The organism is Pseudoalteromonas sp. PS5 (assembly GCF_004103255.1).
Lineage (GTDB): Bacteria > Pseudomonadota > Gammaproteobacteria > Enterobacterales > Alteromonadaceae > Pseudoalteromonas > Pseudoalteromonas peptidolytica.
In genome coordinates, this window is sequence record NZ_RCSQ01000055.1 from 1 (window position 1) to 15,144 (window position 15,144).

Here is a 15,144-nt window from a genome sequence, read left to right on the forward strand (position 1 = left end):
TAAAACAGTCTACTCTGTAACATCGCGAGCTAAACTCGCTCCCACCACTACATCAACAAAATACTGCACTGGTAGGAGGGGGTTTACCCGCCGAGCCGTTGTGCTTGCCAAACAAAAAGAATAAAGAAGTACCCCTAAGAGCTACGAAGCGTAGCCTCGCTCTCATTGCGTTTATCTGAAAGCAGAACATCCTACTTCGTAGCAAGCAAGAGCCTCATTAAAGGTTGATTAACAGCATCCATCCATGGTTCTAATCGACATTAGTATATCCATGTACGTCAAATCCATTGCAGAGATGCAGCGGTTTTTTTGCTTTATCGCTCATTTGTATGACATTGGACCCATTAATGAAGCTTTCTAGTAGCAAAGCAGCTTGTTCGACTACCCTTTGCTTTGGATCTTAGCTATGATTTCTCTTTTTCCTCATTACTTAATACAAAATGACAGAACTCTACCATTGGTTTGATCTTTTAGGGGTAATGGTCTTTGCCATATCAGGAACGCTAATTGCGCATAGCAAGCATATGGATGGCTTTGGAGTGATTGTTCTTGCTGCTGCAACAGGTATTGGCGGTGGCACTATCAGGGATTTAATTTTAGACCAACCCGTTTTTTGGCTACATGATACTAGTTATATATACGCCATATTGTGCGCGGTTCTTATCAGCATCTTTTGGCTTAACCGACACGAAAATATTCCGCGCACCTTACTGCAAATTGCCGATGCAATAGGACTTGCATTTTTTGCTGTAATGGGGGTTCAAAAAGCGCTAAGTATAGGTATGCCTGATATGACAGCAATCATTATGGGGGTATTAACGGGCTGCTTTGGCGGAGTGATCCGCGATGTATTGGCCAGAGAAATTCCACTGTTATTAAAAGGTGAGTTATACGCTATTACCTGTATTTTTGGAGGGATAGTCTATACTCAAACTATTAAACTGGGTTTAGCAACAGAGTATGTGATGCTTTTATCTATGGCGTCGACACTATTCTTACGTCTTGCTGCAATGAGATACAATTTGGTTTTGCACGTTTTTAAATATCCAAACTAATTATTAGGAGACATGGATGTCTTTAGCAAAAGTGTTCACACGCGCACAAGTTGGGATCACAGCACCAGAGGTCATTGTTGAAGTTCACTTAAGCAATGGTTTACCTGCTTTCAATATAGTGGGCTTGCCAGAGGCATCGGTTAAGGAAGCAAAAGAGCGAGTCCGAAGTGCGATGGCAAATACTGGTTTTTTGTTTCCTGAGCAAAGAATCACTGTGAATCTAGCGCCAGCTGACTTACCTAAAGAGGGTGGACGATTTGACTTAGCGATAGCTGTGGGAATTTTAGTCGCTTCAGGTCAGCTAGATAGTCAATCTGTAATCGGTAAAGAGTTCTACGGGGAACTTGCATTGAATGGTGAATTGAGAGAGATAACGGCAATTCTGCCTTCAGTAATGGCAGCAGCAACAAAAAGCAGAGCGTGCTACTTACCTCTTGCTAACGATGTTGTTGCGAGCTTAGCTTCTGCTGCCATTCGTGTGCCGCTAGATAATTTAAAAATGGCTTGGTCGCATTTAAGCGGCCAATCACCATTGGAAATTAACCAGAAATATCATATCGTGCAACAGTTACCTCAAGATATTGATTCTGCAATAGATATGGCAGAAGTCAAAGGTCAAGAAGGGGCAAAAAGAGTACTAGAAATTGCAGCAGCGGGTGGTCACAACGTCCTTTTTTTAGGGCCTCCCGGTACAGGAAAGTCGATGCTAGCACAACGACTACCGACCATAATGCCAAAAATGACGGATCAGCAAGCACTAGAAACGGCGTCAATTTATTCTATTTTAGGAAAACCAATCAACCAATCTAACTGGAAAATGCGTCCATTTAGAGCTCCCCATCATACCTGCTCTGCAGTTGCATTAGTCGGAGGTTCATCAAACCCTAAACCGGGAGAGATCTCATTATCTAATAATGGAGTACTGTTCTTGGACGAGCTTCCAGAGTTTGACCGTAAAGTGTTAGACTCGTTGAGAGAACCGATGGAAACTGGAACAGTCACGATTTCGCGTGCTGCTCGGCAAGTTGATTACCCCGCGAACTTTCAACTCATCGCAGCATTGAACCCAAGTCCTACCGGTTGTTATACAGACAAAAGAAGCTCTCCTGATCAAGTGTTACGATATCTGTCTAAGATTTCAGGTCCCTTTCTAGATAGGATTGATTTACAGATAGAATTACCTCGACTAAAAACTGAAGAATTACAAAATCAATGTGATAGTGAGCCAAGTTCGTCAATAAGGCAGAGAGTCGAGAAAGCTTACCAACTTGCATTACAAAGACAGGGAAAGTGTAATGATCAGTTAGGAGTAAAAGAGCTAAACAAAGTTTGCTACCTTGCTGAAGCGGAGCGTGCTTTTTTAGCTAAGGCCGCTGAAAAGCTACAGTTATCACCTCGCTCCTATCACCGAATAATCAAAGTCGCTAGAACCATTGCAGATTTGAGCTGCGTCACTGATATTGGTTTGGTACATCTAAAGGAGGCGCTAAGTTATCGCGCTTTAGAGCGGTTATTGGGTCAACTGACCAGATATTAGGTTGAGAGCATATAACCTTTGCCACGCACAGTGACGATACGCTTTTGTTCTTTTTCGTCCCCGAGCTTTTTACGTAGCCGACCTACTAGAACATCAACAGTTCTGTCGCTAGGGCTCCAATCTGGTTGCCCTATATCTTCAGATATACGCTCCCGAGACGTGGCTCTTCCTGCATTAGAGATCAGGCAGATAAGCACTTTATGCTCAGCTTCAGTTAGGCGCGATTCAGTACCGTGTTGATTAATCAGAGTGCGGTTATCGGGGTGTAGCTTGAAGTCTGCATATTCAATGAATTCTTCGGATTCGTCATCTTTACTACCTACAAGCCGTTTATAAAGTGCGCGCATACGCAGCTCTAGTTCTAACGCATCCACAGGCTTACAAACGTAATCGTCAGCTCCTTGAGCAAGGCCTGCTATTCTGTCTGCTTGAGAATCGCGGCTAGAAAGCATAATAACGCCTAGCTCTGACAGTGTATTAATTTCTTTTGCTAGTTGAAGACCGTCCGTTGCGGGCAAGACGACATCAACAATAGCAAGAGCAAATGGGTTTTGTGTCTGTTTTTGTATAAGCTCAAGCGCTGCTGCACCAGTATTATCTACAGTGATACTAAATTCGGTATCATCAAAGTGGCTACATAGTCGCTTTGCTAAGAGTTCATCATCTTCAACTAATAAAACCTTTATGCTCATGTTTTCACTGTTAATTGTTGTTTAATTGTCGTTAATATAGCACTGAGGAATCGCTGCTTGGAAGTAGACGAAACGAATTCTTACAACTCTATATATTGGGCACGTTACCCCGCCTTTCTTGAACAATCAAGAGAGATAGCCCTTATATTATTAAATTATATATAATGATGGTGCTATTTGCCGCTTACATAATCAAAAAGCGGTGCCAAAGGCACCGCCGTAAAACAAATTTATTTACCGTACAGGTGTTGCCACCACTGCGGCTCATTTTTAAGGTGTTTGTCAAAATACGCTAGCATGGTATCCCACCAGTGGAAGCGTTTATCGCGAGCGAATATTTGGTGATCTGCTCCTTTGTATTCCACTAACTCAACATCTTGGCCGAGTATTTTAAGCGCAGTATACATATTATGACTTTCACCCGGTGGCACATTTGTATCTGCATCACCATGGATAAGTAATAACGGTGTTGTTACCTTATTTGCATTAAAAACAGGGCTATGCTGTGAATAAAGTGTTGGATTATTCCAAGGGAAGCTTCCCTTTGATGCTTCGCCTGAATATAAATAGCCCCACCAGCCTTGTCCCCAGTAAGAGGTAATATTTGAAATACCAGCGTGTGAGATAGAGGCTGAGAATAAATTGGTTTTGGTGGTTAGTAGCATTGTCATAAAGCCACCATAAGATGCGCCGAGGTTACCCAAGCGTTTATCATCAACAAAAGGATAAGCTTTTACGAACTCTTTAGTTCCCATGATGATGTCATTTGCAGTATGTTCACCCCAGGCGTTGACGTGTTCGGCTGAGAATTTTTGCCCAAACCCGGTTGCACCTGTTGGTTGTAGTACGTAGACAACATAGCCTTTGGCTGCCCATAAATTAAATGGGTAGCGTCCAGAGAAGCCTCTAGTAACAGGAGATGTGCCACCATAATAGTATACAAGTGCAGGGTACTTTTTAGATTTATCTAAATCATGAGGCAAATAAACACGGCCTTTTATCTCCACACCTTCTTTGTTTGTGAAGTTAAACTCTTCTAGGTTCGCTATTTCAGCACCCTGATAAGCGATACCTTTTGAGTCCCAGAGTGTTTTTGAGCGGTTATCTGAGACGTGTATAGTTTTCAGCTGTTGTGGTGTTGAGACCGTCGTGCCAGTAAATAATACTTGAGCATGACGTTCATCTGATACAGCATATTTTTCAACGACATCTAGTCCTGTGTTTATTCTTTTGAATTTATTTTTGCTCTCGTCAAACAAGAAAAGTTGCTGGCGGTCTTCATCAGTCGCTTTTAGTACAACATCACCATTATTCAGTACGGTAAAGTTACTGATCGCAGGGTCAAAGTTTTTACTCAATGCTTTAACGTTTTGCCCGCTTCGATCCATGAGATAGAGCTGACCATCGTAATTGTTCGCTAGCATACCTTCTGGTAAGTTTCGACCCGCTCCGTTTGCAAAATCGGGGCCTGCGGTAACATAGATCCCCTCTTTTGTATATTGTGCATTATTGAACGTTCGATATTGACCAATCACTTTTTGCTGATAGTTTGATAAATCAATTTCTATCAGATCAGTCAGCATATGTGGTGGCTGAGCATAATCTTGCTGATGACGAGTTGCGAGAATTGTGTTCGCTTTAGCATCAAAGTCAGCTAGCTGATGGCTTTGTGTGCCGACAGTAACAGGGTTAAGCAGACCGCTAGTAATATCTAGTAAGAATATTTGTGATTGAGTACGAGCATATGACCAGCGGTCTTCTAGACCTTGATAGTGCTTGGTCAACTTGCCTTCTTCTTTGCCACTGTTGGTCCATTCAAAAATGAGTGTATTTTCGTCGAAGAAGGTTATGCTATTTGCGCCATTTAGTTGGCTGGCAACCTGAGTCCTTTTAGTTGTCTTTAAGTCAAAGATATACGCTTTATTATCAGATAAGTAGGTAAGCTTTTCACTGTCGTCACGCCAAGCAAAATTAGCAGCATTCATACCATCAAAGTGATATAAGGCCTCACCATCTTCATTATATAAAGTGGTTTCTGTAATCGCAGAGTTACCTTTTTCATCGTTATAACGACGCATCGTTGTGATGTAATATTCTCCATTTGGAGATAATGAAATTGCGCTTACAGTAGGTGCATCGAAAAGCTGCTTAGCTGAAAGTGCTTTAGTCTGCTTGTCGGTTAGAGTAATGGAGTCATGGTCAGCTTTACCTTCAAAACTAATGTCTACCTTGTTCCAATCGTTCACCTGCTCAGCAACCACAAGGACTTGATGATCTCCTTTGGCAACATCCAGTTGGATTTCGCTAATGCCACTCACGGCTTCACCATTTAAAAAGACCTTGGCTTTCTCAATACCCTCGAGCTTTAGTTTGCCAGATACAAAGCGCTCAGTCGTGAAGTTAAACTTTAGCGCTTGTAAACCAGGTATCGTTAACTTTGATATTTTATTTAATGGCTGCCACTTGCTCTGCTGATTAAAGAGCATTATTTGGTTTGTATTTTTTTGTAGAGTAGGCAATAAATTGTCGATAATCGCATCGCGGTGTGCGGTGTCAGCAGGCTTAATTGTCGAGTTGATTGCAATCGGCCCCAAAAATTGTATTTTCGATTCATCTAATGGGCTTGCGGATAGTTGTGTTGAAACTGCCGTAAATAGTAGAGTAACGGCTGTATGTAATTTCATTTATTTGCGCCTAATGTAGGTAATTAGATGATAAAACTATATCATAGTATTTTAACTCGGTTGTATTGCTGCGATAGACGTCCTAAATTTAAGATTTGGCGTCAATAAAGCTGGCGAGCTCTCATTTAATTGTTTGATCGAGCATACCGCGCCCCCATACTTATGTTTTAAATTAAGAGGAGTACATACTTGACCCTACTTTTAACCTATATGTTTTTGGCGATAGCTATTTCGTTTATTTGCTCGGTGATGGAAGCCGTATTGCTAAGTATTACGCCAAGCCATATCGGGATACTTAGACAAGACAATGGTGGGTTAGCCGATCGTGTACAAACGCTCAAAGATAATATAGATCAGCCACTTTCTGCGATCCTAACACTTAATACCGTTGCCCATACTGCTGGTGCAGCTGGGGTTGGGGCGCAAGCTGCTGTGGTATTTTCAGATGCAGCTGTTGGTATTGCATCTGCAATCATGACATTGCTCGTCTTAGTACTATCCGAAATTATTCCAAAAACTTTAGGGGCGACTTATTGGCGTGCTTTAACGCCTGTAGTGTCCAGTATGCTGGTATGGTTAGTGCGGGTGCTTAAACCGTTTGTATGGATGTCTGATCAGTTAACCAAAGTAATAGGCCGAAAAGAAGATGAAGCGCATTATATTCGTCAAGAAATAGAAGCGATGGCTGAAATTGGTTCTGAAGCAGGTGCTTTACACCAAGATGAGACCGAGACTATCCGAAGCCTGCTACGTTTTCGCCATGCACGACTTGAAAGTATTATGACCCCAAGAACAGTGTTGTTCAAAGTCCACAAAGATATGACGGTGCATGGATACTTATCAGAGCATGGTTCGGTTGCATTTTCTCGAGTCTTGGTATTTGATAAAAACACCGATGATATTATCGGTTTTGTTCATAAGAATGACATCATGCTTGCCTATCACCGTTTAGGGGAAGAATATAAAATTGGTAAGCTTTCTCGTCCGCTATACACTGTACCTGAAACTCTAGCAGCTCCTGAGTTATTTAAGGCGCTGCTCTCGAAGCGCTTACATATTGCATTAGTGGTTGATGAATACGGAGATGTACAAGGTATTGTCACCCTAGAGGACTTACTCGAATCCCTAATGGGGATGGACATTGTCGATGAAAGGGAACAAACGACCAATATGCAGGCGGCTGCAAAACAAAAGTGGCGAGAGCGTGTAGACAATCATGATAACCTGATTGAGGATATTGATGAGACTGAAGCGCTTGAGCATCTGGAAGCGGAAAAAATCGCAGAGCAGCCCGAACAGCCTGAGGTTAAGGGTTCGAATTAATCATACGCTGCCAAGAATGAATCCAGCTTATGAGTTCATCTAATGGTTTTGGCTTGCTGATTAAAAAGCCTTGCATCAACAGGCTATGTTTATAACGATCAAGGTATTGTAGCTCTTCAATGCGCTCAATACCTTCGGCAACTATATCAAGCTGTTGATTCTGCGCTATGTCTATAAGGCTGTCGATGAGAACTTGCGAAAATCTATCTGACTCGACATGGGTGATCAAAGAGCGATCGATTTTTATCTCAGTAAAGGGTAAAGACTTTAACTGCTGGATATTGGTAAAGCCCGTACCAAAATCGTCCAATGAAATGTCAAAACCACGGATCCGTAATCGATTCATTGTTTCCAATTGAATTGACTGATTCATTGGCTGGTTTTCGGTGATCTCTAAAATAATATCACTCGGTTTTAGGCGGTTGATTTCCAATATTAATGCAAGTTTATCTGGGCAGCTTAGATCATTGAGCTGAACTGGTGATAAATTGAATGCCAGTTTGATTGGGTAATTTAGCTCTGACTTGATGGCTTTAAACTCATTGGTTGCTTTTTCAAATAATTGAAAGGTGATGATATTAATTAAGTCAGTGTCTTCTGCTACCCCGATGAAGTGATCCGGTAATATGACTTTGGTTGCACTTTTTGACACTATGCGCGCCAGCACTTCAACACTCTTAATTTTCTTATCGCCCCTATTCACTTTAGGCTGATAATACGGCGTTATTTCATTATGGCTGATTGCATGAAGTAATTGACTCTCTGTAACTTTTTCAATGCTATTGCGTTTAACGGTTGTATAGGTTGACATTTTTTTCAGCATGCGTTCGACATCGATTAGCTGTATTGGCTTGGTTATATTACCGATGAGGTGTGCATTTGATTGGCGGGCTAGGTTTGTTGCTAGGTCAATTATCTTTTCATTCATTTCAGAAATAATAATAATACCACCAGAAAACTTCAGTTCTCCGAGCTTGTGTATAAACTCCATGCCATCCATCTCAGGCATATTGAGATCGGTGAAAACGGCATCAAACTGGTGAGGAGTTTGCCGAACTTTTTCAAGGGCATTGATCGCGCTTGAACAGGTGGTGACATGCTCAATACCTAACTCTGTCATAATGGCCTGCATCACAACGAGTATTGCTGGAGAATCATCTACTACCATTATCCGATTTTTTGCTAATGACATTAACAATTCCTTCGTATACCGAACCTTCTTAAAGCTTAGTACAAATATTCCAAAGTGCTTAAATTCGCGCATTCTTAACGACATGACTTTTACTCAACTTTTAATCCCATTATCGAATTTTGCATTGATTTTTCTAACCTAGTAACGGTAAAGACATTGTGCAATGCCTAGTTTTAGTGATAATACTGCAAACGATTTTTGGGTTTGGATATGAATAGAGTCGAATTATCGCTAGCCGAGAAGGCTGTATCTATATTTTTTAATCAACAGCAGGTTGTACAAATATTTGTTGAGCAGCAAGCGATTGCTTTTGAGGAGCATGGAGGTTACGTCAGTGCGTCAGTTGAAGGTCAAGCCTTAGCTGTACGTACAGAGCAACTTCCACAAGGGCTTTTGGGTATTATTGTTAACGACTCCGATACTCAGTGGGTAGAGGTAAGCACCGAGACACCCAAAGAAAAACGCAGCCTTTTTGGTTTAGCTGCTCTGGGGCTTAAGCTATTTAAAAGTGCAAAAGTGGTTAAAGCTGCTCTAGCTGGAGCGTCTGTGGCTGGTTATGCTTGGCTATTTTCATGGCAATTTGCACTTATGCTCGTAGCCTGTTTGGTTGTGCACGAATATGGTCATGTTAGAGCGATGCGCTATTTTGGTATCAAGACAAAAGGGATTTATCTAATTCCATTTGTCGGCGGTCTTGCGGTGAGCGATGATAAAATAGTGACACGTTGGCAAGATGTAGTGATCTCTTTGATGGGGCCTGCTTTTGGATTAATTACCTCAATTTTAGGTGTCGTGCTCTATTACGCGACAGAAATGGAAATATTCGCAGGCGTCGCGGTATTGAGCGCATTGCTCAACTTATTTAACTTATTACCCATTTTGCCACTGGACGGTGGCCATGTACTTAAGAGCATTAGTTTTTCGATGCGCTCTTGGGTGGGACTATTAGCATGTATGGCTGGTGTGATGCTGGGCCTTTGGATCAGCTATACATTTGGATTGATATTGCTCGTTATCTTTATTTTGGTTGGGAGTTTTGAAATCTTGCTGGAATGGCGAGGGCGTCACCACAGTCACTTAATACCATTAGATAGATATGGTCAGGTGGTCAGTGCCCTAATGTACGTGTTGGTGGTATGTGGGCATGTTGCTGTAATGATGCACTTTGCTGATTCTGACAATCCAATTCTGAGTTTGCCGATGAAGATTTTATCCAGCTAAAATAACTAATAAGGCGCGTAAAGCGCCTTATTACAATGGTAGCAATAAGAGCGCAGTGATGATTGTGCCTGTTACCAATAACTGTACTAAACAAAAACCCATAATATCTTTGGCTTTGAGCCCCGCAATGGCAAGTACAGGCAGTGCCCAAAAAGGCTGGATAAGGTTAGTCCAAGCGTCTCCCCAAGCGACAGCCATTGCGACTCTGGATATGTCTGCATTTAGCGCTTCAGCCGCAGGAATAATGATTGGAGCTTGTACAGCCCATTGACCACCACCAGAAGGCACAAAGATATTAACCAGACCAGCACTTAAAAAACTCCAAACAGGCAGTGTCCATTGACTACTTATAGATACGAAGCCTTGTGATATTTGTTGTGCAAGACCAGTATCGATCATAATCGCCATGATCCCAGCATAAAACGGAAACTGAATGACAATCCCTGCACCACCTTGGATTGCTTGTTGCAGGCTGGCTAAGATATTAGCTGGGGTTTTGTGTAGCATCATGGCTAAGAACAAAAAGAGAGCGATAACGGTATTGAGGGTGAGTGTCCCTCCGTTGAAAATGAAAGTGTAGGCCAAATAAAAAATACCTAGCATTCCGCTCAATATTCCTATCCATGCAGCATTTTCTAATTGAGATGCTGGGGTATCGTGATGACTAATTTGCGGGGAGTCATCGTGTAGCTTTGCTTTATCTATGATAATGGCTTCGTTATCTTTTGGTAGCATGAACTTATTTAAAAGCGGCAAAACAATAAAGATACACAATGTCATCAATAGGTTAAATGGTGAAAAGATAGTTTCGGTGGTGGCAATAACACCTATGCTCTGCTCACTAAAGTGCCCAGGTGTCGCGATGGTTAGCGGGATTGAGCCTGCTAACCCCGCATGCCATACAATAAAACCTGAGTATGCGCTAGCCACTAAGAGGCGATAGTCTACTCTTACGTGCTTTGCGATGGCCTTAGCAAATAAAGCACCGACCACAAGGCCAAACCCCCAGTTAAGCCAGCTAGCACTCATAGCGACGAGCGTCGTTAACATAATAGCTTGAGACGGGGTCTGGGCTATTCGAGCTAACTTATCTAACAGCTTAGCCACAGGGGGGGTGATTGCGAGCATATGGCCACATAACAGAACCAGTAACATTTGCATGGCAAAAGTAAGTAGCTTCCAAAAACCATTGCCCCATGCTTCTATGATGAATATAGGAGTGCTAGGTGTAAACGCAAAGGCCAGTAGCATCACCGAAAAAGTGAGCAAAAGTACAATAACAAATGGATCTGGAAGGTACTTATCGACTAATTTAGTGAGTGGGGTGGTAAACTTGCTCAGCATAGGACATCCTGTTTTCATTATTGTTCTTTGCAAATCATAAAGATTGAGCTGCGAAGCACAATATAGCTAAACTTTAAGCTAAAAGTTAGTGGTTTAGGCGAACTTTTAGTAAATAGAAAATGGTTGGTTTGCTTTATTTTAAATAAAATCAAAAGGTTAAGTTTGGCACGAAACCTGATACATCAAAATAAAGACTTAAAGTAACTAAGAGAGGTAACTATGTCTGGACAAGGTTCTGGTGGTAATGTCATCGCTGCGCTTTGTAACATATTTTTCCCTGGCCTTGGCCAGTTGGTTCAAGGGCGAATTTTATCTGCCCTGATTTTCGCTATCATTGTATTCGGTGGCTATGCGTTATGGTTTCTTCTCATCCCAGCCATTGTTGCTGGAATATTCCATATTTGGGCTATTATTGATGCAGCAAAATATACGCCCCCTCGGTATTGATGGCTAGACCAGTAGGAATAGCCAACCTGAAAGCGTGACAACGCTTAGCATAGTAGACAGCACTACGGTGGCGGCAAGCGTCGCCGCTTGACTGTCTAGCTGACGCGCAACAAGATAAGCATTTACACCCAGTGGAGAGGCGCTCATTAATGTGATGACTTGCACCTGTTGCGTCGGTAGTTCTAGATAAATTGCAAACAAGTAAACGCATGCGGGTAACAGAACCAGTTTTACACTACTTAACCATAGCGCCCCCTTCAGATGTCCTTTTATCCCATATTGCAGTAAACTCGCGCCGAGAATAAATAAAGCACCTGGAATGGCGGGTTTAGCCAGCCAGCTTAAACTTTCCATCAACAAGCTTGGTGGTTCGACACCAGCTATGTTTAGTACTAATCCAGAAGTAATACTGATAACTATCGGGTTGAGTAATAAAGGTTTAACGATCCCTATAAGAGCTTGATTTTTAGCGGCCAGAGAAAAAGTCATAAAAAACAGCATCAGACTGTGAAAAGTAATGATCATAAAAACCATTGCACCAGCTTGCTTACCGAGCGCCATCAAAATAACTGGAAGTCCCACTAACACCGTATTTGAGTAGGTTCCTCCCAAAGCCTTTGTTGCACAATCGGCCTTAGGAAATTTACGCCCCCTAAAAAGTAGTAAATATAGCGCGAGGTAAGTCAGCGCCACAGGTAAGTAAAATGACAGTAGTAAGGAGCCGGCCGCTAAATTACTTAAATCGGCTTGTATCATACTGCTAAATAGCAGAACAGGAATACACAAGTTAAAAATGAAGGTACGCAAGCCATCAAGTTGTTTAATGGGAATAAAGCCAACTTTGGCGCTGACATACCCAGATAACACAATAAAAATAAGGGGAAATAAAATCTCAAAAGGTGACATGCGCAAACCAAATATAATTAAGCTAGGTGCAATTCTATCAATGAATGCTTAGCGGGTACTACTGGGGTATAATGCAAAGGTGTATTTTTTATCAAATAGTAACAATGGAATACCAATTTATTCGTGATCCACTTTCAGGCTTTCGTGCTCGCTTTAATGATGAACATGCTTTAATCGGCCGATGGTTGTCTGAAGAACTTGATCATAACAGTGTAAGAGCATTAATTTCTCAATTAGAAGCGCTCTCTTTTCAAAAGGAAGAGCTTATTCTCACAGGTAAAGAAATTCGCGCGACTTTTACCCCACAAGAAGCCTTGTTTGAAAGTCACGCGTTGTTTCATGAAAGTGAGGACGTGATGCAGTATCAAGAAGATGCGTTAGCGTTAGATGAATCAGGTATGATGGCCATTTGCGGTTACGAAGATTTTATGCCAATGCTGAAGGAGTGGGCTGAGTTTATACGAGCAAAATGAGTGTTAGTACATAATGTTTTCGTACATCTGATTTTGCTCATCGCATTTTATTTATTCTGCCAGGTTCAGCTTATTTAGGTGTGCCGTAAAGTTGCTCTGCCCTATTGAACAAGACCCAAGAGGTTAATATGTATTTGTCGTTGGAAATGGGAATGTTGCCTCTGTGAGTATGAGTAAAGTACCCAGGAGCGATAACCATTGAACCCTTTACTGGTGCAATTTTACGTTGCTGATAATAAAATTCAGTCTCACCACCTTCCTCTACATCATTAAGGTAAAACATAAATAATAGTACTCTGTGTAAAGCCTCATTATGGTCGTGTTGAGGATAAACTTCGCTGTGCCAATAAGGGTAGCCGCCTTTATTTATTTGATATCGTTGTGCTTGAATTGCACCTAAACGAAACAGCTGCTGAGTGAGCACGGGGAGTTGTGGCTTGCCGACTTCTTCAAAGTTATCCACAGTTACATCGACAGGTTCCCCGGTTTTTGGATGGTACACTTTAAGCCCGAACGCACCAATGATCATAAAAAAGTGTTCTTCAAGGTATTCAAATAAGTGCTTTGCTGTAACCTGTTGAATGTACTGTAACTGTTTGGCATAGTCAGGATAAGAATTTAAATAGAGATCTTGACTCACCTTTTTGTTCAAATCCACACCACCAGATGTGGTTCCTTGCTGTAAGTGTGGGCTGCGATCAAAGGTCTGAATAAATTCATCACAAAAGTCTGAACTGAGTGCGTTATCATAAACGCGAATAAAATCACTCATGTTTTTCCCTAGTTTTTATTGGAGTTATCATGTTGTCTGAAAAACTTATGCCGCGTTTTTGTGACACCGACGTGCTTGGACATATTAACAATACCGTACTACCCGTATGGTTTGAAGCTGCGCGCACACCTATTTTCAAAATATTTACACCTGATTTAAATCCCAAAGCATGGAAGTTAATCGTAGCGAAGATAGAAGTAACCTTTAAAGGCGAGCTATTTTATGGTCAAGAGGTGGAGATAAAGACCGTGATTGAGCGTGTTGGCAATAGCTCCTTTGTGATATTACAGCAAGCTTGGCAGCACCAAGAGTGCTGCGCTGAAGGTAGAACAACTATGGTTCGATATGACTTTGCTGCAAAGTCTTCAAAATCACTTAGTCAACAAGAGCGAGAGTCGTTAGCTCACTTTATGGTTTAAGCCCTTTAAATTGGTGACCTATGGCTGCGGAGATGCAGGGCTTAACAGTATATGTATAACCATATTTAGCTGTGCTGTTTGGCATGATCTCCAATATTTCATAATCGTTTAGCTCGACTATGTTACTCCCTTCGGTATGTTCGCAACGCGAACTACCGTCGGATTCAAAACGAAAGATAAAATAGGCGAGAATTTGGTTGAGCACCTCATCATAGTTTTGACTAGCATCTGACTTATCTGTTTCTGAACCATTGTTAATAGAAACTGAGAGCGACGTTGACTCACTAGTTTGTGTTTCTGGTGGCGTTGTTTGAAGCTCATTCAGCTCAGTTGACGCTGCTTTTATATCCGTCGTGAGAGACTCGGCTGCTTCTGGTACAGTTCCTCGCGCCTCAAAGGTAATGCCATTTTCATCGATTTTAAAATCAGATGAAAGCTCTCCAATGGTGTTTGAAGCTCCTGACTTTGTTATACCTAGCACCAAAAAAGCAAGTAGAACAAAACACATGATAAGCCGAATGATTGCGGTAGTCGCAGGGAATCGATAGTGGGTTTCATGCCAAAATGGCTTGATACGAAGTGGCTTTAGTAAGAATAGCAGCACCACATAGAGGGTCATTAAAAGCTGCGTCAGTATCAACAAGAAAGTGCTAGTAATAAAAAACCATGTTGGTAATGACAGTAAAACACTGAGGTTATGGGTATAAGGAAAGTTATCGGTACTGACTCCAGTTAAATCATTTATCCTGCCGTCTGCCTGAACCAGAACAAAATTGGCGATTAAGGCGTAAAACAACAGAATTAATGTTTTACCAGGAATGCTTTCCCAAAATGTGATGATGCGGGGCCAAAATTCGTAACACAACGCAATAACTGTGGTGATTAAAATCAAACATGCGGTAAAGATATGATCTTCGGGTTGCGTAACACTGAAGAGGAAAATAAGGAAACTAATTAAGTAGTATCGCTGAGCGAGTGTTAGGCTTTGCCAAAATTGCTGAAAACCAAAGCGTAATTTAGCTAAGTAGGCGGTAAAATTTTTGGGTGCAAGAAGTTGGTGCATAATAAGCAAGTTTATA

At 41.7% G+C, this 15,144-nt stretch carries 14 protein-coding genes; 7 read left to right on the forward strand and 7 right to left on the reverse strand.

All coding sequences use genetic code 11. The features are described from left to right. Window positions 1-440: 440 nt before the first annotated feature. Both D9603_RS07420 and D9603_RS07425 read left to right on the forward strand, forming a co-directional pair. Window positions 441-1,055 carry a trimeric intracellular cation channel family protein gene (locus tag D9603_RS07420; RefSeq protein ID WP_128730829.1) on the forward strand — a complete coding sequence of 205 codons (615 nt, stop codon included), beginning with the start codon at window positions 441-443 and terminating at the stop codon, window positions 1,053-1,055. Between the two features lie 16 nt (window positions 1,056-1,071). Beyond that, window positions 1,072-2,592 carry a YifB family Mg chelatase-like AAA ATPase gene (locus tag D9603_RS07425; RefSeq protein ID WP_128730830.1) on the forward strand — a complete coding sequence of 507 codons (1,521 nt, stop codon included), beginning with the start codon at window positions 1,072-1,074 and terminating at the stop codon, window positions 2,590-2,592. On the opposite strand, the gene D9603_RS07430 is transcribed toward D9603_RS07425, so the two are convergent. Beyond that, window positions 2,589-3,284 (reverse strand): response regulator transcription factor, encoded by a 696-nt coding sequence (locus D9603_RS07430; RefSeq protein WP_128730831.1) that lies wholly within the window; start codon window positions 3,282-3,284, stop codon window positions 2,589-2,591. The two genes, D9603_RS07425 and D9603_RS07430, sit on opposite strands and share 4 nt — an antisense overlap. 230 nt (window positions 3,285-3,514) lie before the next feature. Then, a complete protein-coding gene (locus tag D9603_RS07435; protein ID WP_128730832.1) occupies window positions 3,515-5,968 on the reverse strand; it encodes a prolyl oligopeptidase family serine peptidase in 2,454 nt (817 codons plus the stop codon). A 189-nt stretch (window positions 5,969-6,157) separates the two neighbouring features. Between D9603_RS07435 and D9603_RS07440 the strand changes: the two genes are divergently transcribed. Then, window positions 6,158-7,291: a hemolysin family protein gene (locus D9603_RS07440; protein WP_167508245.1), complete on the forward strand. Its 1,134-nt coding sequence runs from the start codon at window positions 6,158-6,160 to the stop codon at window positions 7,289-7,291. On the opposite strand, the gene D9603_RS07445 is transcribed toward D9603_RS07440, so the two are convergent. Further along, window positions 7,275-8,483, reverse strand: coding sequence for an EAL domain-containing response regulator (locus D9603_RS07445; protein WP_125251205.1), 1,209 nt, complete (start codon window positions 8,481-8,483; stop codon window positions 7,275-7,277). The genes D9603_RS07440 and D9603_RS07445 overlap by 17 nt on opposite strands. A 210-nt stretch (window positions 8,484-8,693) precedes the next feature. On the opposite strand from D9603_RS07445, the gene D9603_RS07450 reads away from it, so the two are divergent. Beyond that, entirely contained in the window at window positions 8,694-9,704 is a 1,011-nt protein-coding gene (locus tag D9603_RS07450; protein WP_128730833.1) for a site-2 protease family protein, read from the forward strand. Between the two features lie 30 nt (window positions 9,705-9,734). Here D9603_RS07450 and D9603_RS07455 read toward each other — a convergent pair whose 3' ends face one another. Continuing rightward, window positions 9,735-11,048 (reverse strand): TIGR00366 family protein, encoded by a 1,314-nt coding sequence (locus tag D9603_RS07455; protein WP_128730854.1) that lies wholly within the window; start codon window positions 11,046-11,048, stop codon window positions 9,735-9,737. Between the two features lie 219 nt (window positions 11,049-11,267). Here D9603_RS07455 and D9603_RS07460 point away from each other — a divergent pair, with 219 nt between their 5' ends. After that, window positions 11,268-11,495 carry a hypothetical protein gene (locus D9603_RS07460; protein ID WP_125251203.1) on the forward strand — a complete coding sequence of 76 codons (228 nt, stop codon included), beginning with the start codon at window positions 11,268-11,270 and terminating at the stop codon, window positions 11,493-11,495. A gap of 3 nt (window positions 11,496-11,498) precedes the next feature. Here the strand turns inward: D9603_RS07460 and D9603_RS07465 are convergent, their stop codons facing one another. Continuing rightward, the gene (locus D9603_RS07465) at window positions 11,499-12,401 is read right to left on the reverse strand and encodes an AEC family transporter (protein ID WP_128730834.1); all 903 of its coding nucleotides are present in this window, start codon (window positions 12,399-12,401) and stop codon (window positions 11,499-11,501) included. A 104-nt stretch (window positions 12,402-12,505) separates the two neighbouring features. Between D9603_RS07465 and D9603_RS07470 the strand changes: the two genes are divergently transcribed. Further along, window positions 12,506-12,874 (forward strand): YacL family protein, encoded by a 369-nt coding sequence (locus D9603_RS07470; RefSeq protein WP_125251201.1) that lies wholly within the window; start codon window positions 12,506-12,508, stop codon window positions 12,872-12,874. A gap of 70 nt (window positions 12,875-12,944) precedes the next feature. Here D9603_RS07470 and D9603_RS07475 read toward each other — a convergent pair whose 3' ends face one another. Next, window positions 12,945-13,646, reverse strand: coding sequence for a 2OG-Fe(II) oxygenase (locus D9603_RS07475; RefSeq protein ID WP_125251200.1), 702 nt, complete (start codon window positions 13,644-13,646; stop codon window positions 12,945-12,947). A 29-nt stretch (window positions 13,647-13,675) separates the two neighbouring features. Between D9603_RS07475 and D9603_RS07480 the strand changes: the two genes are divergently transcribed. After that, complete coding sequence (locus D9603_RS07480) at window positions 13,676-14,065, forward strand: thioesterase family protein (RefSeq protein ID WP_125251199.1); 390 nt, start codon at window positions 13,676-13,678, stop codon at window positions 14,063-14,065. Here D9603_RS07480 and D9603_RS07485 read toward each other — a convergent pair. Further along, on the reverse strand, window positions 14,055-15,128 hold the full coding sequence (locus tag D9603_RS07485) for a hypothetical protein (protein ID WP_128730835.1): 1,074 nt from the start codon (window positions 15,126-15,128) through the stop codon (window positions 14,055-14,057). The two genes, D9603_RS07480 and D9603_RS07485, sit on opposite strands and share 11 nt — an antisense overlap. Window positions 15,129-15,144 lie beyond the last annotated feature (16 nt).

Coding starts and splice junctions, on each gene's coding strand:
- D9603_RS07435 (WP_128730832.1), bottom strand. CDS start 5,968: ATGAAATTACATACAGCCGTTACTCTACTATTTACGGCAGTTTCAACA.
- D9603_RS07455 (WP_128730854.1), bottom strand. CDS start 11,048: ATGCTGAGCAAGTTTACCACCCCACTCACTAAATTAGTCGATAAGTAC.
- D9603_RS07460 (WP_125251203.1), top strand. CDS start 11,268: ATGTCTGGACAAGGTTCTGGTGGTAATGTCATCGCTGCGCTTTGTAAC.
- D9603_RS07475 (WP_125251200.1), bottom strand. CDS start 13,646: ATGAGTGATTTTATTCGCGTTTATGATAACGCACTCAGTTCAGACTTT.
- D9603_RS07425 (WP_128730830.1), top strand. CDS start 1,072: ATGTCTTTAGCAAAAGTGTTCACACGCGCACAAGTTGGGATCACAGCA.
- D9603_RS07485 (WP_128730835.1), bottom strand. CDS start 15,128: ATGCACCAACTTCTTGCACCCAAAAATTTTACCGCCTACTTAGCTAAA.
- D9603_RS07470 (WP_125251201.1), top strand. CDS start 12,506: ATGGAATACCAATTTATTCGTGATCCACTTTCAGGCTTTCGTGCTCGC.
- D9603_RS07450 (WP_128730833.1), top strand. CDS start 8,694: ATGAATAGAGTCGAATTATCGCTAGCCGAGAAGGCTGTATCTATATTT.
- D9603_RS07420 (WP_128730829.1), top strand. CDS start 441: ATGACAGAACTCTACCATTGGTTTGATCTTTTAGGGGTAATGGTCTTT.
- D9603_RS07465 (WP_128730834.1), bottom strand. CDS start 12,401: ATGTCACCTTTTGAGATTTTATTTCCCCTTATTTTTATTGTGTTATCT.
- D9603_RS07430 (WP_128730831.1), bottom strand. CDS start 3,284: ATGAGCATAAAGGTTTTATTAGTTGAAGATGATGAACTCTTAGCAAAG.
- D9603_RS07445 (WP_125251205.1), bottom strand. CDS start 8,483: ATGTCATTAGCAAAAAATCGGATAATGGTAGTAGATGATTCTCCAGCA.
- D9603_RS07480 (WP_125251199.1), top strand. CDS start 13,676: ATGTTGTCTGAAAAACTTATGCCGCGTTTTTGTGACACCGACGTGCTT.